General features: G+C 70.6%; 14 protein-coding genes. 6 read left to right on the top strand and 8 right to left on the bottom strand.

Going from position 1 to position 18937, the window contains the following annotated elements; all coding sequences use genetic code 11:
- Positions 1-297: 297 nt before the first annotated feature.
- The 4 genes from ACFWBB_RS16510 to ACFWBB_RS16495 form a co-directional block, all read right to left on the bottom strand.
- The gene (locus tag ACFWBB_RS16510; RefSeq protein WP_385271925.1) at positions 298-843 is read right to left on the bottom strand and encodes a hypothetical protein; all 546 of its coding nucleotides are present in this window, start codon (positions 841-843) and stop codon (positions 298-300) included.
- Entirely contained in the window at positions 840-4727 is a 3888-nt protein-coding gene (locus ACFWBB_RS16505) for a DNRLRE domain-containing protein (protein ID WP_385271923.1), read from the bottom strand. The genes ACFWBB_RS16510 and ACFWBB_RS16505 overlap by 4 nt, the downstream gene beginning before the upstream one ends.
- Before the next feature lie 758 nt (positions 4728-5485).
- The gene (locus ACFWBB_RS16500) at positions 5486-6700 is read right to left on the bottom strand and encodes an FAD-dependent oxidoreductase (protein ID WP_385271921.1); all 1215 of its coding nucleotides are present in this window, start codon (positions 6698-6700) and stop codon (positions 5486-5488) included.
- Positions 6697-7158 (bottom strand): hypothetical protein, encoded by a 462-nt coding sequence (locus ACFWBB_RS16495; protein WP_385271919.1) that lies wholly within the window; start codon positions 7156-7158, stop codon positions 6697-6699. The genes ACFWBB_RS16500 and ACFWBB_RS16495 overlap by 4 nt, the downstream gene beginning before the upstream one ends.
- 100 nt (positions 7159-7258) lie before the next feature.
- On the opposite strand from ACFWBB_RS16495, the gene ACFWBB_RS16490 reads away from it, so the two are divergent.
- Positions 7259-7882 carry a PadR family transcriptional regulator gene (locus tag ACFWBB_RS16490; RefSeq protein ID WP_385271917.1) on the top strand — a complete coding sequence of 208 codons (624 nt, stop codon included), beginning with the start codon at positions 7259-7261 and terminating at the stop codon, positions 7880-7882.
- Positions 7883-8111: 229 nt separating this feature from the next.
- On the opposite strand, the gene ACFWBB_RS16485 is transcribed toward ACFWBB_RS16490, so the two are convergent.
- Both ACFWBB_RS16485 and ACFWBB_RS16480 read right to left on the bottom strand, forming a co-directional pair.
- The gene (locus ACFWBB_RS16485; RefSeq protein ID WP_385271915.1) at positions 8112-8465 is read right to left on the bottom strand and encodes an ArsR/SmtB family transcription factor; all 354 of its coding nucleotides are present in this window, start codon (positions 8463-8465) and stop codon (positions 8112-8114) included.
- 307 nt (positions 8466-8772) lie between these two features.
- Positions 8773-9075: a hypothetical protein gene (locus ACFWBB_RS16480; RefSeq protein ID WP_385271912.1), complete on the bottom strand. Its 303-nt coding sequence runs from the start codon at positions 9073-9075 to the stop codon at positions 8773-8775.
- A 659-nt stretch (positions 9076-9734) separates the two neighbouring features.
- On the opposite strand from ACFWBB_RS16480, the gene ACFWBB_RS16475 reads away from it, so the two are divergent.
- Entirely contained in the window at positions 9735-10994 is a 1260-nt protein-coding gene (locus ACFWBB_RS16475) for an Ig-like domain-containing protein (protein WP_385271909.1), read from the top strand.
- Positions 10995-11790: 796 nt separating this feature from the next.
- Here ACFWBB_RS16475 and ACFWBB_RS16470 read toward each other — a convergent pair.
- Positions 11791-12402 carry a TetR/AcrR family transcriptional regulator gene (locus ACFWBB_RS16470; RefSeq protein ID WP_385271906.1) on the bottom strand — a complete coding sequence of 204 codons (612 nt, stop codon included), beginning with the start codon at positions 12400-12402 and terminating at the stop codon, positions 11791-11793.
- A 265-nt stretch (positions 12403-12667) separates the two neighbouring features.
- On the opposite strand from ACFWBB_RS16470, the gene ACFWBB_RS16465 reads away from it, so the two are divergent.
- From ACFWBB_RS16465 to ACFWBB_RS16450, 4 genes are read left to right on the top strand one after another with little or no spacing between them, the layout of a single operon-like run.
- Complete coding sequence (locus tag ACFWBB_RS16465; protein ID WP_385271903.1) at positions 12668-13246, top strand: (2Fe-2S)-binding protein; 579 nt, start codon at positions 12668-12670, stop codon at positions 13244-13246.
- Positions 13243-14235, top strand: coding sequence for an FAD binding domain-containing protein (locus ACFWBB_RS16460; protein WP_385271900.1), 993 nt, complete (start codon positions 13243-13245; stop codon positions 14233-14235). Before ACFWBB_RS16465 ends, ACFWBB_RS16460 begins: the two co-directional genes overlap by 4 nt.
- Positions 14232-16358, top strand: coding sequence for a xanthine dehydrogenase family protein molybdopterin-binding subunit (locus ACFWBB_RS16455; RefSeq protein ID WP_385271897.1), 2127 nt, complete (start codon positions 14232-14234; stop codon positions 16356-16358). The genes ACFWBB_RS16460 and ACFWBB_RS16455 overlap by 4 nt, the downstream gene beginning before the upstream one ends.
- Entirely contained in the window at positions 16351-17472 is a 1122-nt protein-coding gene (locus ACFWBB_RS16450; protein ID WP_385271894.1) for an XdhC family protein, read from the top strand. The genes ACFWBB_RS16455 and ACFWBB_RS16450 overlap by 8 nt, the downstream gene beginning before the upstream one ends.
- A gap of 494 nt (positions 17473-17966) precedes the next feature.
- Here ACFWBB_RS16450 and ACFWBB_RS16445 read toward each other — a convergent pair whose 3' ends face one another.
- A complete protein-coding gene (locus tag ACFWBB_RS16445; protein ID WP_385271891.1) occupies positions 17967-18743 on the bottom strand; it encodes a DUF4097 family beta strand repeat-containing protein in 777 nt (258 codons plus the stop codon).
- Between the last annotated feature and the right edge of the window lie 194 nt (positions 18744-18937).

Here is an 18937-nt window from a genome sequence, read left to right as displayed (position 1 = left end):
CAAAACGCGTCTGGTCGGCCGTTTGCCGGTCCAGGGCGTAGGCGGCCCGCTCTCCCAGCGGGTGCCCCTGACCTCTTCGTGGTCGGCCATGAGGGCGGGCGGCGCGTCCTCGATCTGCTGACGGCGGGTGGACTGCCAGCCGATCAGGTGATGCAGGTCCTGTACGGCGACGCCCGGGCCCTCACCTCCCGCGCAACCTCGGCAGCGGCCGCGCGACCTGGCGCCGGCGGCTCCGGGCACGCCACGGCGCCCTGCGCGGTTACAGATGCGCGGGCGCCGTGGCGGCACGGGGGCGGGTCAGCGGGTGCGGGAAGATCCTGAGCCGCCCGGCGTTCGGGGCGCCCAGGTCGGTTCTGCCGTGGCCTCCTTCATGGACGGTTCGTCCATGAGGACGTGCCAGCCGTCCTCGCCCGCGTTCCCGTCGAGGCGGACGCTGATCTCCTTGGTCTGCCCGGTGTCCTGGAAGTACAGGACGACGGTCTGGCGTTCGGATCCTTCGTCGTAGAAGTCGGCTGTGACCTTCCCGTCCGCTCCCTTTCCGAATGCCTTGATCCAGTTGTCGGCCGTGCTGCGTGCGGCGTCCTTGCCGCCGTCCCCGGTGGCGAGTGCCGCGAGCCCGTCGGCGGAATCGTCCGCGATCCGCCACACGAGCTGTTGCGTGATGCCAAGTGAGCCGGTGGAGGGGTAGCCGAGCACGTGCAGGGGCTCATGTCCGGTGTAGTCCTCGGCGTAGCGGGTGTCCGCCGTGTCGTCCGTGGACGAGCACCCGGTCAGCGCCGCGAACAGCACACTGGCTGCCAGCGCCCCGGTCAGCGGGCCGCGCACTGCGGTCTCTGCCCTCATCTGGCACTCCTGGGTCGGATGATCAGGACTCGTTGTATCGGGTTGCTGGTGCCGCGGTAACGCGCCAGCACATCGTCGAGCGTGGTGTGGTTCTTGATGCCGTGCTGGGAGAGTCCCAGATGTCCCTGCACCTTGGAGGTCACCACCGCGGCGTGGTTGTAGACCCGTTCCTTCTTCCATTTGAAGAAGACGATGTCGCCCAGCTGGGCGTTGTACGTCTTGGAGACTCGGGTCGCGGGACGGTGACCGGAGAAGTGACGGCGCAGGTTGTCGGCGCCCGACCAGGTGTAGCTCTTGTTCTTGACCGAACCGAAGAGGTAGTACTGCTGCCACCAGGCGCCGTCCGTCTTGCGTCCGCCCCACCGGAACTTCATACCGCCACCGTGGTAGAGGGCCTTGGAGACGAAGTTCGTACAGTCCTGGGAGTACTCCCAGCCGATGCCGGTGTGGTTGTAGGCCCAGTTGGCGGTGCCGTGACCGTTGACCGACCTGGCGCTGAGGGCCTTGGGCCCAGGCGCGACCGGGGTCTCGTCGGGGAAGCCGTTCTCGCCCAGTTCGATGGAGCCGGGGTCGTCCGAGGTGTCGTCCGAGTCCTCCGCGGAGGTGGTCTCCACCTGGGACTGCGCGGCCGCCGTAGCGGACAGTGTCTGCCCGGCGTCGATGTCGTCGGCTTCGCTGTCCAGGACCGCGGTGTCCCCGGTCAAGGTGAAGGTGAACCGCTTGTCGGCGCTCGCCTTCGTCGGTTCGTCGCCACCGTCGCCGTGCAGCGTCATCGACTCCGTGACGGTGGCCCGGACGGCGATCTGGTCCGCCGTGGCTCCCCTGCCGACCAGGACGTCGGTCATCTCCGCCGAGGCGCCCGCGTAGCTCTGGCCGTTGTCGGTGAGTGCCTGCCTGTTGTCGACGAGGTTCGGTTCCTGCGCGCCGAGGAGCCCGGCGAAGACCTGGCCGTGCGGCGCGTCGGCGACGGCGTCGGCCGCGGAGAGGCTGCCGCCCGTCAGGACCTTGCCCCGGGCGGCCAGATACTCCCGCACGACGTCGCGGTACTTCGCGGTCCCGCCCGGGACCGCCGTTCCCTGTGCCGGTGCTGAGTACGTCCGGGGTCCGCCGCCCACGACGTTCTTCGCACTCACCGAGACGCGGTACGGGACGGTGTTGTCGAGCTCGGCGAACACGGCCCTCGGTGCGGTCGTCTCCTGCTCGGTCACGACGACGCCGTCGGCCTTTTCGACCTTCACGGCGTAGCCGAGCTCACCGGCCGCGCCCGGGTCCATCGGCGGGTTCCATGTCGCCAGCAGGCCCGAGTCGCCGGGGACCGTCACCACGTCAGTGACCGCTGCGGGCGTCGTGGGCGGCAGGTACCGGATCGTCAGCCGCGGCCGCGTGTTCGCGTCGGACGCGGTGAGCGAGTGGTACGCCGCGCCACTCGCGTCGGCCGGGACCGTCAGTGCGAAACCCTGGTTCTCGCCTCGTTCGGTCCAGGACTGCACCAGCGGGCCGAAGTCCACCTCCGGCAGCGGCGTACCGGAGGCGTAGCCGTCGGTTCCGGCCTCGTCGAGGAGTTCCGCGCCGCTCCGGGAGGGTGTCCAGGCGGACGACAGCTCGTACACGCCCGGCTGCTGTGCGGCGCACTCGGCCGTGCAGTCGGAGCGGGTGATCGCCAGCGTGGCCGAGGTGACGCGGGCGCCCTTGGGCAGGCCGGAGAGGTCCGCCTTGAAACGGGTTGCCCACTGGTGTCCGTCGACCGGACCGAGCCGGAGTTCCCCGTCGGGTGCAGTGGGGCAGGGCGTGGTGGTGCAGTCGGTGGCGGTGGACACCTGGTCAAGGGCATCGCCGACGAGGGTGAGCGTTCTGCTGTCGGGCGGTGCGGGCAGCGGCTTCTCCCGCACGTCGATGGTCTGCTGAGCCGACCAGGGCGAGCAGCCCACACTCGTACAGGTGCGTGCGGTCCAGCGGTAGGCGGCGCCGTCGGCGAGCACCCGCTCGGGAAGCCGGAGGGCGGCTCGTCGGCCACTGTCCGTCCACACCGGCGAGAGCTTCAGTCCGGGTATCGCGTTGCCGGCCGAGTCCTTCACCGCGAACTCGGCACTGACCCGGCCCTGTGCCGGATCCGTGACGACCGCGGAGATGATCGGCGTCAGGGTCTGCTCCGCCCCGGCCTGGAGATCCTGCGGCGTGTCAGGAAGCGCGGCGACACTGAAGGTGGCCCAGGCCGACCACTCCGTGTTGTAGTGCGTGCCGTCGTAGGGCGACGTGCGGAACCGGTAGGTCCTGCCGTGCCGCAGCATGCCGACGGGGACGGCGACCTCGACGGGGGTGCCGCTCGCCGCGTACCTGGACACCACTACGTCACCGACCTGGGTGTTGGTCGCGGCGTCGAAGATCTGGAAGGCGCCGTTGACCTGGTCGCCGTCCGGGTCGGTGAATGTGTCGCGCAGGATCGGTGTGATCGTGTCGACGCGCCAGGTTCCCGTCCGGTCCTGGGAGAACGGCGGGCCGGCCTGCTGCTTGGTGCCGGTGCGCGGCCGGTAGTTGTAGTTCACGGTGAGTCTGGGCGGATTGGCCGCGGCGTTGGCGGAGTTGACCCGCTTCCATTGGGCGACAACCTTCTCGTCGGCGGCCCGCAGTCCCATGGTGCCGCGCGTTGCCTTGGCGGCGGCCCAGCTCTGCACCAGTGAGGTCGCGTCGGCGTTGATCCACCCGTCGGGTGCCGAGGAGCAGGCGGAGTTGCCACGAGTCTCCGTGGAGGTGGCCGCCTGGGAGTTCCACGCGGGCTGGGACGTCCAGCGGGTGGTGGTCGAGGAGGCTCCGGCGGACCACACCTCCCACGGGGACGCCTTGCATTCGGTGTTGCCCGAGTGGAAGTTCCACAGGCTGAGCCTGGCACTGCTGACCAGGGCGTTCGCGATCGACGCGGTGTTCCAGGTGAGGAACGAACGCGCCGTGCGCGGGCTGCCGTCGGCGTTCTTCGTCCCCGGGTTCCCCAGATCCAGTTCGGTGTCGGTGGACATGTCACCGGTTTCGCCCTGCTGAACGTAGGTGTCCATGACGTTCGACAGCGCGGATGTGGAGGGGTCCACCGTCACCGGGTACTTGGTCTTCGGGTCGGCTAGGAACTTGGCATCCGGTGTCACCACGAGGTCGACGGACGACTCGTCGCGGACGACCTTCATGGCTGCCGGCACCGTGCGGGTGTGTTCACCGGAGACCTCGTCGACCGTGGCGTCCCACATCACCGGTGCCGGCATGACGGCCGTCTTCTCGCTCCGCCGGTCGGTCAGCAGCACACTGCCGTCGGGTCGTTGGGTCACCGTGAGACCGCGGGCCTTGAGCGGCAGTGTGTAGCTGTAGGAGTCCCCCGCCGGTCTTCGTTTGATCTCCACGAACTGTTCGAAGCCGGTCCGAGTGGCCTCGACGACCACATCGGCACCCGGCATCGCGTTCTCGTACTCGGCCCGGTTGCCGCTGAGCGTGGGGGTCGGCAGAGCGCCCTTCCACTGCAGGGTGATCTGCCCGTCTCCCTCGCCGAGCGTCACCAGGTCGGACGCCCCGGCCGAGTGGGCTCCCACGGCCCGCGGGCCCGACAGCGACGCCCGCTGAACGACGGCACCCGTACTGCGCCCGGCCAGTCTCAGCCCATGCGGGTGAGCTCTGGACTCGACCACCCCGTCGGCTCCCCGGGTCAGGTTCACGTCCACGGCGCGCCAGGCCCGCGCGTCCTGGTCGTAGAAGCGGATGGGACCTGCGGACACCTCGGTGGTCAGCGAACCGTCCTCGTTCACCCAGGTTGTGGAGGTCTCCGTGCGCTCGGAGAGCGCCTCGACCCTGTTGCCCGACGTCCGCGCGGCAGCGCGCGCGGAGGGGATGTCCACCGCCTGGGTCACGTCGGCGGCCGCAACACCAGCGGCTCGTGCCGGAGCCGCCACCGTGCCGGCACTCTGCAGCACCGTTACGGACAGGGCCAGAACAACCCCGCAGGCCGTCCATCGGGAGGATCCCCCGGACCCCCGCCATCCGCGCCGCAGCACGGATTCACGCCTCGTCATGCTTCCTCGGACTCTGTCGAAACACCGCGCGAACACGGCGTGAGGTAAGAATTTCCGCACTTGAGGATGTTTGGCATGGCCGCGACGTTCCGGGAATTGGGGGCAGGGTGCGCCAGTTGGGAGTGCGCCTGGTCACATCAGGTCGACGATGCGATTCCCTCCGGTCCGGGGAACCCGCATGATCTCGAACGGACCCTGGATCAACCCGGCCGGTGTCCCGCACGTCGCTCCGGAAGGTCATGTCCCGCCCGGTGATGTAGTCATTGGGGGAAGCCGGCCGTCGTCCTCGCTTGGTTCGGCCAGCGGCAGTGGGGGCGAGCACGCCCGTGCCGTGGAGGACGGCGAGGAGCGGCAGCAAGCCCCTGTCGCGGTACAAGTTGCTGAGGAGCGCGGTTTCCTGCGCGATGTGGGCCGGGCCCACGGCATCTGGACGACGCCGTCCGCGCGGCACACCAGCCCATCGAACAGCCGGGGACCAGGCTGATTGAGCCGTTCCTGCCGATCGCACGGTACGGCCCTTCCCCGCAATAGCTGCGCGAACAGTTCGAGGGCCTCGTCTCGCGGGTGACCGATCGGGCCCCGGCGGACGAAGGAGTTCACGTGGGCGGGGCCGCCTTCGCGTCCCAGTCGATGTGGTGGTCGAACTGCCAGGCCATCTTCTCCGGGTTGATCAGCTTCATGGTCGTCGGCATCACGAGGTCGCGCAGGGCGCGACCGACCGGGCCCGCGGTCTTGTTGCTGTTCGTGCGGGCGCCGAGCCTGATGATGCGTTCGACGCGGGGGCGGCGCAGTCGTTCGTATGCCGCGAAAGCCTGGTCGTAGGGCAGGTCCCGCAGGCAGCGCGCCAGTTCGACGGCGCTTTCGACGGCGATGGAGGCGCCCTGCCCTGAGCTGGAGGAGGCGGCGTGGGCCGCGTCGCCGATCAGGGTCATACGGCCGCGGGTCCAGGTCGCGACCCTGGGCATGTTCTCCATCGGCCCGGTGATGAGGAGCCGGCCGGCGTCGGTACGGCTGATCATCTCCAGGGCCGGGGTGCGGTCGTGGGCGAAGGCGGTCCGCAGGGTGCGCATCCAGGCTTCCGCGCCGATCGCCCGGGCCTCGGCGACGGTCATCGGGGCGCGGTGGGGCAGGTTCACGAACCACACCGCCGAGGAGTCGTCGAAGATCTGGTAGCCGAAGAACGCGCGCTTGCCGAAACACATGTACATGACGCCGTCGGTGGAGGGCATCCCTGACGGGTGCATCCGTGCTCCGAAGCAGACCAGGCCGGCGTAGTTCGGCTGTGGTGCGGCCGGGTCGATCAGGGGGCGGACCGTGGAGCGGATGCCGTCGGCGCCGATCAGGATGTCGGCGCTCGCCTGCGTACCGTCCGCGAAGTGCGCGGTGACGCCGGAGCCGGTGTCCGTCGTGCCGGTCAGCCGCTTGCCGTGGTGAAGGGGGACGGAGCGGCGCTCCGCCTCGTCGTAGATCGCGCGGCAGAGGTCGGCGCGCCAGACGAACTGCGGGGACGGGAGGCGGGAGGGCGGGGCGAACCGCGCGAGGTGCTTGCCCGTCCAGCTCCGTAGTCCCATGGCGGTGACCGGGGTGCCGATGGCCCGGACGACAGCGCCCGCACCGATCGCGTCGAGGGCGTTCTGGCCGTTCGGGGCGACGGTCATGCCGCCTCCCGCCCCGTCGGCCGTGGAGTCGTACGCCTCGTAGACGGCCGCCTCGACACCTGCCTGACGCAGGGCCATCGCGGCGACCGGGCCTGCGATACCGCCACCGATGACGAGCGCGGTGCGGGCTTTGCCGGTGCCGGTTCCGGTCATGACCGGTGCCCCCTCGCGGGGTCGTCGATCGTCGGTACGCCGCCGGTCTTGTGTGCGTGGCGCACGTCCTGGACGTACGCGCGGGAGAACATCGCCGTCAGGATCGCGATGCCACCGCGGTGGATGCGGATCTCGCTGTTGGTCGCGGAGCCGGACAGCTGGATACGCCGGCCGGCCGCCTCGTCGCGGGTGGACGAGGGCCGGGAGTCCTTGATCCTGCCGCGGGCGGTCCACCTCAGGTTCCAGTGGTCGACGGTGGTGTCGTCGTCGACGAGCAGCTTGACCATGGCCCGGTCCAGGTCGAGGTGGATCTCGATGTCGTCGGGGAGGTCGGGGGAACGGAGGTCGAGGACGGTGGCGCCGTGGCGGGCCTTGATCTCGAAGCGGCCGGCCTCGGTCCAGTTGCCCAGATGCTTGACGAGGTCGTGGTCGGAGTGGATGCGCTCGGTGAGGGACATCGCGATGGTTTCCTCTCGGGGCGGTGTCGCGTTGACTATTTGATAGTTACACTGAGACTAGTCACCCGTCAACTAGTTGCCGTGAGGCTAAAATCGAGCCATGACCCCATCTGCTCCGTCCGCTCCTCGCAGCTCCCCCCTCGCCCTGACCGTCCTGGCCCTGCTGCACTACAAGCCCCTGCACCCGTACGGCATTCAGCGGCTGGTCAAGGACTGGGGCAAGGAGCAGGTCGTCAACGTCAGGCAGCGGGCGAGCCTCTACCGCACGATCGAGCGGCTCAACGGCGACGGTCTGATCGCGGTCCACGGAACAGGACGCGATCAGCAGTACCCCGAGCGAACCGTGTACGAAGTCACCGACGCGGGGCGCGAGACCACCCGCACCTGGCTGGAGGAGATGCTCTCCGCGCCCAAGCGGGAGTTCCCGGAGTTCCCGGCCGCCCTCTCGAATCTGCTGCTGCTCATGCCCGAAGAGGTGACCGATGTGCTGGAGCGACGGGTCGGCGCCCTCGCGGTGAAGCTCGACGGGCTGGAAGCGGCCCTGACCGCGGAGACGGAGCGGGGACTGCCGCGCGTCACCCGTCTGGAGACCGAGTACCTGCGGGCCGTGACGGCCGCGGAACTGGAGTGGGTGCGCGCGGTGGCCGAGGACCTGCGAGCCGGCAGGCTCTCGTGGTCAAAGGAGCAGCTGGACGCCCTCGCGACGGGGCCTGTGCAGGAGTGAGTCCGCCCCCGGCGCGTCCGGGGAGGGACCGACGCGGGGTGCCGACGTCAGGACGGCGCCGCGAGGGCCGGGGCACCCGTGACCACGGCGCAGAGAGCTCGCCGCTGACGCCGTGGTGCGAGGCGGTCGCGTTCGTCGCCCGGGTCCAGGGCCGGTCAGGCCGTATGAGTGCGTCATGCCGCTGCGGCGGGCCGGGTTCCTCGCGTCCACAGCGGGGCGCTCCGAAGGGTCAGGCGGTGTCGCAGTCGGTGTAGGGCTCCACGCGGCCGACGCTCTCCTTGAGGACGAGGTCGATCAGTCCGGGGAAGCGCTGGTCCAGTTCTTCCTTGCGCAGAGTGTTGATGCGGCGGGTGCCGACGTCGCGCTGGCGGATGACACCTGCCTCGCGCAGGACGCGAAAGTGGCGGGTGAGCACGGACGCGGTGACGTCCCGGTTGAAGCCGCTGCAGGCCAGACCAGGTGAGGCGGCAAGAGTGACGACGATGGTGAGCCGGAGCTCGTCGGTCAGCGCGCTCATGATCTTGAAGAGATCGAAGTCTTCCACGTCGGGGTGGACGAGCGGGGACGAGGTGCGGCTGGCCATGAGGGAAGAGTATCGCCCCGACCTCACGTTCGCGTTGGCGCGTACATGGGCTGCAGTGAAGAAACGGCATGACCTTCATCCCGTTATCCCCCGCATTGCAGTCCTGCTGTGACGGCGTGGAGGCCTTGGCGGATGGAGTCGGCGAAGGTGCCGATGGCGTCCGGGCCGTCCGGCTCGGCCTTCTGGATCCAGCCCCGGAGCAGGTGGCCGCGGCGATGGCGGAGCCCTGGCCGCGGACATACCCGGCGGCACGAACACCCACGGTGCGCAGCAGGGCGGGCACCCGGGCTTTCCAGTTGTCGTTTCGTCACGCTAACCCGCCGCTGAGGCCGATCAAAACCGTGACCAGGCAGCACCCGGTAACCAGCCCCTGCACCATCGCCGTAACCCTCAGGCGAACTGTCCACGCCCCTGCTCCGGTGAGCCCGGCACACACGGCGAGGACCCCCAAGCAGACCGGTGCGAGCCACTCGCCCCACACTCCCGTGAACACGAAGGGCATCGCCCCGAGAATCACCCCGAGCAGTGCAACCGCCTCGAACACGACCAGGGCGACAGCCACCGCCACGTCCGCAGCTCGCCTCGCGTACCGTCTGCTTCCGTTGTTCATCACGGCAGCGTCCCCGGAATCGCAGACTCCGTTGACCAAGCCCCCATACCGAGACCGGACCGGCACTCGACCAGTGCAGAGGTGGCGCCGCACCTCGCGCCATCCATGCCTGCACCCGTAGTTCACGGGCCCGTCCGGCCAGGTCCGGTTCACCCCAGGCGGCCCGGCGGGCCAGGACCGTGGCAACGGCCATTCCCGCCCACGCCGCCGGATCGGCCGGCCCCGACCGCAGCGCCCCGGCCCCCGCTACCCGCATCGCCCGGCTCCCTGGCGCGTCCACCCCGCACGGGGCCTTCCGCTACGGGTCGGCCTGGCGAGGCCCAGTTCAGCTGTCGGAAAGGGCCGTCCCCTGCCCTGGCAGTGCCCTCCCCCCGCCGGCGAACCCCTCCAAGCACTCCGCCGCCCGAACCGCGGGTTCGATGCCGCGCTCATGCCTTCCGGGGCACGAGCAAAGAAGAGCGCAACCGCACCAAGATCCGCGTGCGGACGACCATCCGCTCCCAGGCCTACGCCCAGGTCCGTAACTCCGGCGACGTGCTCGACAATGCGTGGCCTTCGCCACAATTTGCCCATTTATGGATATAGGCGTGCCTATAAGTTGTTTTGCACGCTGGTTGCAGTCCTTCGGCGATCAGCAAATAGACGCTAAGACAAGTGGCATGGAGAAGCGGTTGATCACGCCTTACAAACGACGCACCGGGCTGGTGACTACGACCGGCGTACTCGGGGGCGCACTCGCACTCGCAGTCACGGCCCTCGGCGGTACAAGCAACGCTGCCACCAGCGGCAATGGTGCCGGGAACCACCCGAAATCGCAGGCGCGGGTTGATCAGGCGGGCACCCAGGAAGCCTCCGACGCCCGAATAGAGATCACGCCCGGGCAAGGCGCCCACGACGTCGGGATCAACGGACCGGTCGGTGTCACTGTCAGCAAGGGGAAGCTCACCCACGTGACCATGACCGCCGTCGCGACCGGTGCCGAGACCCCGGGCACTCTGTCCGCGGACGGCACCTCCTGGAAGCCGAACGGCCGGCTGGAGCGTGCCACCAAGTATCAGATCGCCGCAGAGGCCGAGGACGCCAAGGGCCGCTCCGCCACCGGTAACGCCACGATCACCACGGTCTCCCCGGCCAACGACTTCATCGGGCACGTCTCCCCCGGGGACGGCTCGACCGTCGGCGTGGGCATGCCGGTGACGGTCAACTTCGACACGGCGATCGGCGACAAGGCCGCCGTGGAGTCGGAGATCCAGGTCAGCTCCAGCAGCGGCCAGCGGGTCGTCGGTCACTGGCTCAACGACCACCGCCTGGACTTCCGCCCCGAGAACTACTGGAAGCCCGGCTCCACCGTCACCGTCACGCTCAACCGCCACGGCATCCAGAAGACGGTCACGTTCAAGATCGGCCGGAGCCAGATCAGCACCGTGGACGCAAAGACGAAGCAGATGACCGTCGTCCGGGACGGCAAGACGATCAAGACCATCCCGATCTCGTCAGGCAGCCCCGAGCACCCGACGTACAACGGTCAGATGGTGATCTCCGAGAAGTTCAGGCACATCCACATGAACGGTGCGAGCGTCGGCCTCACTGAGAAGGACGGCAAGCCCTCGTACGACATCAAGGCCGTACCGCACGCCATGCGCCTGACCGACTCGGGCACGTTCATCCACGGCAACTACTGGGGTACCGACTCGGTCTTCGGCAAGGTCAACACCAGCCACGGCTGCGTAGGCCTGAAGGATGTCAGGAGCGGCGGCGACGGTAGGCAGCCCGCCGCGTGGTTCTTCGACCACTCGATGATCGGTGACGTCGTGATCGTCAAGAACTCCGAGGACAAGACCATGTTGGCCTCGGACAACGGCCTCAGCGATTGGAACATGGCGTGGAGCGTGTGGGCCGCGGGCAGCCCAAGCACCTGACACCACACCACTGGCCACGCAGCCGAACCGGCATCCCTTCCGCCAGGCGGTGGCCGACACCAAGTCGGCCACCGCCTGCGGCGTAAGGACCTCGGACAGCCCTCGGCCTGGGGCCCCGCACCCGGTACGCGGTGAACGGGCAACCCGGGTTCGGCGAGCGGCGCGGAGAAACGGACCGGTTGCAAAGGCCGACCCCGAAGGCCGCGCCGACCTCGAAGCGGGCCCTGGAAGCGATCCACCGTTGACTTGACGGACGCTCCGTGCTGCCCCCACCTCGGCGTAGCGAGGAAGGGGCGTCCCCTCGGCCATGCCCACCTTCCGGGCGACGCGGCCTCCATGACCAGCGCGGCGACACTCGGCGGGCTTGGACACGTACACGGCGTGGCTGCCGCTCGTCTCGGTCACCGTCGCCCCTGCCCGGCCGGCCATGGCGCCCCCGCCCGGTCGGCCGTGGCGCGCTGGGCCGGCGGCGCAATCATGTGGTCGTCGGTGGCGACCAGGTGGAAGCTCGGCTTGGCACGCCAGGCGGGACGGGCGACGGTCCCGCCCAACGCGTTCAAGCCTCAAGGCACTTGGGAGTCGGCCAGGAACCGCGGCCTCGTCGGCGGGCAGATCGGCGGCGAAGGACGGGGAGAACTTCCAGCCCGAACCGGCGACGAACTGCCGGACGGGACGGGGGCGGGTCCGTCTGGCGGGGGCACGGGCGCCGACCGGGCGGCAGCGGCCGGACCGAGGAGCCGTACGAAACCGGGTCGATTCGTCGTACCGGACTTGGCCGGCCCGCTCCGTCAACTGCTCAGCGCCTGGGGCAGGACGGCAGCGCCCGGTCACCGGTCCCGGGGGCCCCGGTGCGCAGCCCGTCCATGACCAGGTCGAGGAGCCGGGCGGCGCGCGGGCGCCAGTCGTCCGTGGGTGCCAGCTGCCACAGGCCGCCGATGGCGAGGACCAGGTCGTCCGGGGTCATGCCCGGCCGAATGGTGCCCGCCGCGTCGTTGGCGCGCAGGAGGAGTTCGGCCGCGTCGGTCACGGGGGTGTGCGCGGGCTTCTCCGGACCGCCCGGTGCGCTGGTGGCGAGGCGGATCGCGTCGGCGAGGCCGGCCTTGGTCATGGCGAACTCGGCCAGCCGGTCCATCCACGCGCGCAGGGCTTGGTCCGGCGGCAGCTGTCCGAGCAGCTGGGCCGCGCTGTCGGCGACCTGGCGCATCTCGTGGCGGTAGATCTCCAGGACGAGGGCCTCGCGGTTGGGGAAGTTGCGGTAGAAGGTGCCCTGTCCGACGCCCGCCTTCCTGGCGATCGCACTGAGCGGGGCGTCGGGGTGCAGTGTCAGTTCGGCCAGGGCGACCTCGAGGATGCGCCCACGGTTGCGCTGTGCGTCCGAGCGCAGGGGGGCGTCCTTGTTGTGCTGCACTCGACTCTCCTCGGGGGTGCGCGGCCGAACCCCACCCTTGCTAAGCGGACAGCTGTCCGTTAAGTTTGCTGATAGCGGACGATTGTCCGGTTGGGTTCACCATAGCTCCGGTCGGGTCCGCGCGGGAGTCCGCGTACACCGTCAGCGCCGTCTCGTGCGCCCACCCCTGTCCGCCGAACCCCGCCCACCAAGAACGACGTACCCCGGCAGTCGCCAGACGCCGGCGGCCGCCGCCCCAGGTTCCGGAAGCGCGAAAGAAGCTCTCATGGCCTTACCGACGTCCAGCGTCATCACCCTGCACATCAACGGAGAGCGGCACACGCTGCCCGTCGACCACCGCTCCACCCTGCTCGACGCGCTCCGCGAGCGACTCGACCTCACCGGCACCAAGAAAGGGTGCGACCAGGGGCAGTGCGGAGCCTGCACCGTTCTGGTGGACGGCCGCAGGACCGTGGCCTGCCTCCAGCTCGCGGTCGCCACCGAGGGGCGTGAGATCACCACCATCGAGGGCGTCGCGGACGGCAACCGGCTGCACCCCGTGCAGCAGGCCTTTCTCGACCTCGACGGCTACCAGTGCGGCTACTGCACGCCGGGGCAGATCTGTTCGGCCATCGGTGTGCTCGCGGAACACGCCGCCGGATGGCCGAGCGCTGCCTCGGCCGACGTACGGCCGACGGCCGGACCTCCACCCCTGACCGCGGACGAGATCCGTGAGCGCATGAGCGGCAACCTGTGCCGCTGCGCCGCCTACACCTCGATCGTCGAGGCCGTCACCAGGGCCGCGGAATCCGGGCCCGCGGTGCGCACGGGTGCCGGACCGGATTCGAAGGAGCCTGCGGCATGAGGGAGTTCGGCTACCGGAAGGCCCCCGACGTACCGGGCGCCGTCGCGTTGCTCGGCTCCGACCCGGACGCGCGCTACCTCGCCGGCGGCACCAACCTGGTCGACCTGATGAAGACCGGCGTCGAACGTCCGGGACGACTGGTCGACATACGCGGCCTGCCTCTGGACCGCGTCGAGGCGACCCCGGGAGGCGGAGTGCGGATCGGCGCGACCGTCACCAACAGCGACCTCGCCGCCCATCCCCTGGTCCGCACCCGCTACCCCGCTCTGGCCCAGGCGGTGCTCGCCGGCGCCTCCGGCCAGCTGCGCAACATGGCCACCGTCGGCGGCAATCTGCTCCAGCGCACCCGCTGCGCCTACTTCGCCGACGCCACCGGACCCTGCAACAAGCGGGCTCCCGGCAGCGGCTGTCCTGCCTTGCGGGGTGAGAACCGCAACCACGCCATCCTCGGCGCTTCCGCGCACTGCGTGGCGGTGCACCCGTCGGACATGGCCGTCGCACTGGCGGCCCTCGACGGCATGGTGCACTACGAGACGGCCCAGGGACCGGGAGAGATGCCCCTCGGCTGGTTCTATCTCCCGGTCCGCGACACTCCGCACCGCGAGACGGCCCTGCCGCCGGGCGCGCTGATCACGGGTGTCACCCTGCCGCCCGCCGCGGTCGCCGCCCGTTCCCGCTACCGGAAGGTACGTGAGCGCGCGTCCTACGCGTTCGCCGTCGGCTCGGTCGCCGCCGCACTCGACGTCCGCGACGGTGTCGTACGGGAGGTGCGCATGGCGTTCGGCGCGGTGGCTTCCCGGCCCTGGCGGGCCCGCGCCGCCGAACGGATCCTCACCGGGGCGCCCGCCGACGCCGAGTCGTTCGCGGCCGCGGCGGACGCCGAACTGGCATCGGCCCGGCCCCTGTCGCACAACGGATTCAAGGTGACCCTGATGCGCAACCTGACCGTGGCCGTGCTGAGCGAACTCGCCGAGGAGGCCGCCCGATGACGACGACCGAGGCGCCCCTCGCCCCCGTCCGCGCCGTCGGCACCGGTCACGTCCGCGTGGAGGGTCGGGACAAGGTCACCGGTGCGGCGCGGTACGCGGGCGAGGTCCCCTTCGCCGAACTCGCCTACGGCTGGCTGGTGTTGTCCACCGCGGCCCGCGGCCGGATCCAGGACGTCGAGGAGGCCGCCGTTCTGGCCATGCCCGGAGTCCTCGCCGTGCTGGACCATCGCAACGCCCCGACGCTCAAGACCGACTACGTCAGCCTGCTGGGCACGGTCCCGGACCCGACGTGCGCGGTCTTCCAGAGCGACCGGGTTCCCCATCTGGGCTGGCCGGTGGCGCTGGTGGTCGCCGAGACGTCCGAGCAGGCGCGCGAGGCCGCCGAGACTCTCGTGGTCCACTACGAACAGGACCCGCACGACGTCGGCTTCACCGACGGTCACCCCGACGCCCACCCCTCCGACGGTCATATGCCGGCCGTGACGGACAAGGGCGACCTGGAGGCCGAACTCGCCGCGTCCACCTTCGTCGTGGAAGCCACGTACACCACTCCCGAAGAACACCATCACCCCATGGAGCCCCACGCGGCCACCGCCCGCTGGGAGGCCGACCGGCTCGAGGTGGTGGACTCCAACCAAGGCCCCAGCTGGGTCGTCGGGGAACTCGCGAACCTCTTCTCGCTCGATCCCGCGTCGGTGCGGGTGCGTTCGGAGCACGTCGGCGGCGGCTTCGGCAGCAAGGGCGTGCGCGCCCATCAGGTGGCCGCCGTGATGGCGTCCAGGATGGTCGGGCGCCCGGTGCGAGTCGTCCTGACCCGGCGTCAGATGTTCACGCTGGCCGGCCACCGCAGCCCCACCATCCAACGGGTCAGGCTCGGGGCGGACTCCGACGGACGCCTGCGCGCCCTGGAGCACCGCTCGCTCAGTCGCACCTCCACCGTGTACGAGTTCGTCGAGCCGAGCGCCGGCGTGGCCCGGGTGATGTACGACGCCGACGCACACCGCACGGAGAACGAGGTCGTGCCTCTGGACGTCCCGAGCCCTACCTGGATGCGCGCCCCGGGCGAGGCTCCTGGATCCTTCGCGCTGGAGGCCGCGCTCGACGAACTCGCCCACAGGTGCGGCATCGACCCGATCGAGCTCCGCCTGCGCAACGAACCGGAGCGGGGCCCGGTCTCCGGTCTCCCCTTCGCCGGCCGTAATCTGCGCGCCTGCTTCGAAGAAGGGGCCCGCCGCTTCGGCTGGGACCGGCGCGATCCTCGGCCCGGGGTGCGACGTGAAGGTCGCTGGCTGCTGGGCACCGGCACCGCGGCGGCCTCCTTCGGTGCCGGGGCCGCGCCGTCCACTGCCTCGATCACCGCCGAGGCCGACGGCCGCTTCACCGTGCGGATCGCGGCGGCCGACATCGGCACCGGCGCGCGAACCGCCCTCACCCTGGTCGCCGCGGACGCCCTGGCCGTCCCGCCGGAGCGCGTACGGGTCCTCCTCGGCGACAGCGCGTTCGGGCCCGCGATGATCGCCGGCGGTTCCATGGGCACCCGATCCTGGGCGTGGGCCGTCATGGCCGCCGCGGGCGAACTGCGCGACCGGCTCGTGCCGGGCGCGGCGGTCCCGGCCGAGGGCATCACCGTGCGCTCCGACACCACCGAGGCGGTCGCCGCCCTCGCGCGGAAGGAACGGCACTCCTTCGGCGCGCAGTTCGCCGAGGTCGCCGTCGACACCGCCACGGGCGAGGTCCGGGTACGGCACATGCTCGGCGTGTTCGCGGCGGGACGTATCGTCAACCCCCTCACGGCACGTGGCCAGTTCACCGGCGGCATGATCTGGGGCATCTCCATGGCCCTGCACGAGGAGGCCGCGCGCGACGAGGTCTCGGGCGGGCCCGTCGGAGCGGATCTCGCGGGATACCACGTGGCGACGCATGCCGACGTCTCGCGCGTCGAGGCGCACTGGGTGGCGGACGACGACCCGGACGACCCGGTGGGCATCAAGGGCATCGGCGAGATCGGCATCGTGGGCGCGGCAGCCGCCATCGCCAACGCTGTGTGGCATGCCACGGGCGTACGCCACCGCAGCCTGCCCATCCGCCCCGACCGTGTCCTGACGGGCGGCCGCGATGCTTGACCTCGCACCGCAGCTGTGCCACTGGCTGGCCGAGGGCCGCAAGGCCGCCGTCGCGACCGTCGTGTCCGTCGGCGGCAGCGCTCCACGCGGTCCCGGCGCCGCCCTCGCCGTCGACGGCGACGGAACCGTCATCGGGTCGGTGTCCGGCGGCTGCGTGGAGGCGTCGGTCTACGACCTGTGCGCCCAGGCGCTGGAGACCGGCGACAGCGTGCTCGAGCGGTTCGGCTACAGCGACGAGGACGCCTTCGCGGTGGGACTCACGTGTGGTGGAGTCCTCGACGTCCTGGTCACCCCGGTCACGGCGGACGGTCCGGCCGGTGCGCTGCTGCGTCGTGCCCTGGACACTTCGGCACAGGGCGAACCCGTCGCCCTCGTCAGGGTCGTCCGCGGTGCCGCGGCGCTCCTCGGCGCCGCGCTGCTCGTACACGCCGACGGTTCCCGGGAGGGCGGGCTGGGCGGGCACGAGGACCTGGACCGCGCGGCCACGGCACAGGCCCTGGCCGCGCTCGACACGGGCCGTACCGGCACGGTCGAGCTGTCGCAGGACGGATCGCACTGCCCCGGCGGCCTGACCCTGCTCGTCGAGACGAGTGTGCCGCCGCCCCGGATGATCGTGTTCGGTGCCGTCGACTTCGCGGCGGCCCTGGTCCGGGCCGGCAAGTTCCTCGGCTATCACGTCACCGTGTGCGACGCCCGGCCCGTCTTCACCACCCCGGAGCGCTTCCCTGAGGCCGACGAGGTCGTCGTGGACTGGCCGCACCGCTACCTCCGGGGCACCCGGACCGACGGACGTACCGTGCTGTGCGTGCTCACCCATGACGCCAAGTTCGACGTCCCGCTGCTGGAGGTCGCACTCCGGCTTCCGGTGTCGTTCGTCGGTGCGATGGGTTCACACCGCACCCACGCCGACCGGGACCGACGGCTGCGCGACATCGGCCTCCAGGAGCACGAGTTGGCGCGGCTGAGGTCGCCCATCGGCCTGGACCTCGGGGGGCGTACGCCGGAGGAGACCGCCCTGTCGATCTCGGCGGAGATCGTCGCAGCCCGCCGGGGCGGAACAGGCCTGCCGTTGACCGGTTCGGACAGGCCGATCCATCACCGCCACTCCGCCTGAGGCCCGACGGCCCGGCCTCCGCCAGGAAAAGGAACCGCCGGACGGTCTGCACACCCCCTTCAGCGCGAAGGAATCCCATCGCCTCCGGCTGTGTCGGACACGGAGAGCCGCACGAAAGCGCCCGCGCATGACGGAGACGGCCCTGCCGACCACCGCGCGCATGGACTCGATCCACCGCCGGGCCCGTCGGCATCTGTCCAGGACTCCGGGACATCACCGGCGCGCTCCGGGAGCCGGCGAACTCGGCTTCCGCGTCTTCGTGCGGGCGTGGTGCAGGCGGCAGTCCCCATGGACTCGGCGGCGCGTCACCCGCCGTCCACCGCGCGGTGACCGCCGGGTGAGCTCCTGGGGGTCGACCGAGTAGCCGTGGACGCCGAATCGGAACGTTCGATTGCCCTGCACACAGGTTGACGAGCGAGATGCGGGGGCCCGGCCACGTCCGGGTCACCCGCCCTCGCGGGCCGCGACGTCGGAGTCGGCGGAGGTCGGCGAGGTCAGTCGCGGCGCACGTCGACGTCACCGTTGACCGTCGTCAGCGTCATCGCCGGGCCCTCGCGATCGTCGCTCGTGGACACGCCCACCGTGGCCCGGCCGTTGTCCGTACCGGCCGCGACGAGATACGCGGGTGCGTCGTGCGGAACGGTGACGCCGACGGAGCCGTTGGTGGTCGTGGCCGTGACGTCCGACGGCGCGGTGGCGCACGCGAGGACCACGTCGCCGTTGGTGGTCGCCGCGTGCAGCCGACCCGCGTCGAGTGCCGTCGCGCGCACCGAGCCGTTGCGGGTGGCCAGCCGAACAGTTGCGTCGCCCTTCCCGGAACGGGTCACCGTCACATCGCCGTTGACGGTCGTGACGTCCAGCGCCGCGGCGAGTCCCGCCACGTCCACGCCCGCGTTGCGGGCACTGACCGTGACGCTCACGCCGTCCGGAACCTTCACGTAGGGCATCCGGGGACACGCTTCCTCGCCCCGCTCCCGCTCCCCGTCCCGGTCCGTGCAGGACACGTCCAGGGTCCAGGTGTCGTTGTCGTGCGACCAGTTGCCGTCGGCGCGATCGTCCACCGTGACACGACGGCCGTCGGTGGGGCGCAGCAGCAGCCCGTTCTCGGTGGTGATGACCAGGTGGGTCCCGGATCGAGCCAGGGCGGGCGGTCCCGCCGCGTCCGATCCACCGGCTCCCTCGTGTTCCTGGTCACCGCAGGACACGGCGAAAGGGAGGACCGTCAGCACAACGGTCGCAAACAGCACGTGTTTTGCCGGCTTCGCCTTCATGCCCCTCCGTGTGCCCCGACCGGGCACGGTCATTGCCGCGACACACCGCACGCCTCGCAGCAGTCGCGGGGACCGTGCCCGTCGAACACGCCACATCGGTTGCCGTCCGCTGAGAACGGGCACGGAGTGGACTCGGGTCGAACCCGGTCAGCCGGTGATCACCTCGTCCTTGGCGAGCCCGGCCGAAAGGGGCG

Source organism: Streptomyces sp. NPDC060000 (assembly GCF_042737375.1).
Classification (GTDB): domain Bacteria; phylum Actinomycetota; class Actinomycetes; order Streptomycetales; family Streptomycetaceae; genus Streptomyces.
The sequence above is the reverse complement of the archived record's forward strand: the minus strand, read 5'-3'. Positions and strand labels throughout refer to the sequence as shown.

Excerpts from the sequence above, each read along its gene's own strand:
- ACFWBB_RS16510 (WP_385271925.1), bottom strand. The coding sequence starts at position 843 with ATGAGGGCAGAGACCGCAGTGCGCGGCCCGCTGACCGGGGCGCTGGCA.
- ACFWBB_RS16500 (WP_385271921.1), bottom strand. The coding sequence starts at position 6,700 with ATGACCGGAACCGGCACCGGCAAAGCCCGCACCGCGCTCGTCATCGGT.
- ACFWBB_RS16495 (WP_385271919.1), bottom strand. The coding sequence starts at position 7,158 with ATGTCCCTCACCGAGCGCATCCACTCCGACCACGACCTCGTCAAGCAT.
- ACFWBB_RS16490 (WP_385271917.1), top strand. The coding sequence starts at position 7,259 with ATGACCCCATCTGCTCCGTCCGCTCCTCGCAGCTCCCCCCTCGCCCTG.
- ACFWBB_RS16485 (WP_385271915.1), bottom strand. The coding sequence starts at position 8,465 with ATGGCCAGCCGCACCTCGTCCCCGCTCGTCCACCCCGACGTGGAAGAC.
- ACFWBB_RS16480 (WP_385271912.1), bottom strand. The coding sequence starts at position 9,075 with ATGAACAACGGAAGCAGACGGTACGCGAGGCGAGCTGCGGACGTGGCG.
- ACFWBB_RS16475 (WP_385271909.1), top strand. The coding sequence starts at position 9,735 with ATGGAGAAGCGGTTGATCACGCCTTACAAACGACGCACCGGGCTGGTG.
- ACFWBB_RS16465 (WP_385271903.1), top strand. The coding sequence starts at position 12,668 with ATGGCCTTACCGACGTCCAGCGTCATCACCCTGCACATCAACGGAGAG.
- ACFWBB_RS16460 (WP_385271900.1), top strand. The coding sequence starts at position 13,243 with ATGAGGGAGTTCGGCTACCGGAAGGCCCCCGACGTACCGGGCGCCGTC.
- ACFWBB_RS16455 (WP_385271897.1), top strand. The coding sequence starts at position 14,232 with ATGACGACGACCGAGGCGCCCCTCGCCCCCGTCCGCGCCGTCGGCACC.
- ACFWBB_RS16450 (WP_385271894.1), top strand. The coding sequence starts at position 16,351 with ATGCTTGACCTCGCACCGCAGCTGTGCCACTGGCTGGCCGAGGGCCGC.
- ACFWBB_RS16445 (WP_385271891.1), bottom strand. The coding sequence starts at position 18,743 with ATGAAGGCGAAGCCGGCAAAACACGTGCTGTTTGCGACCGTTGTGCTG.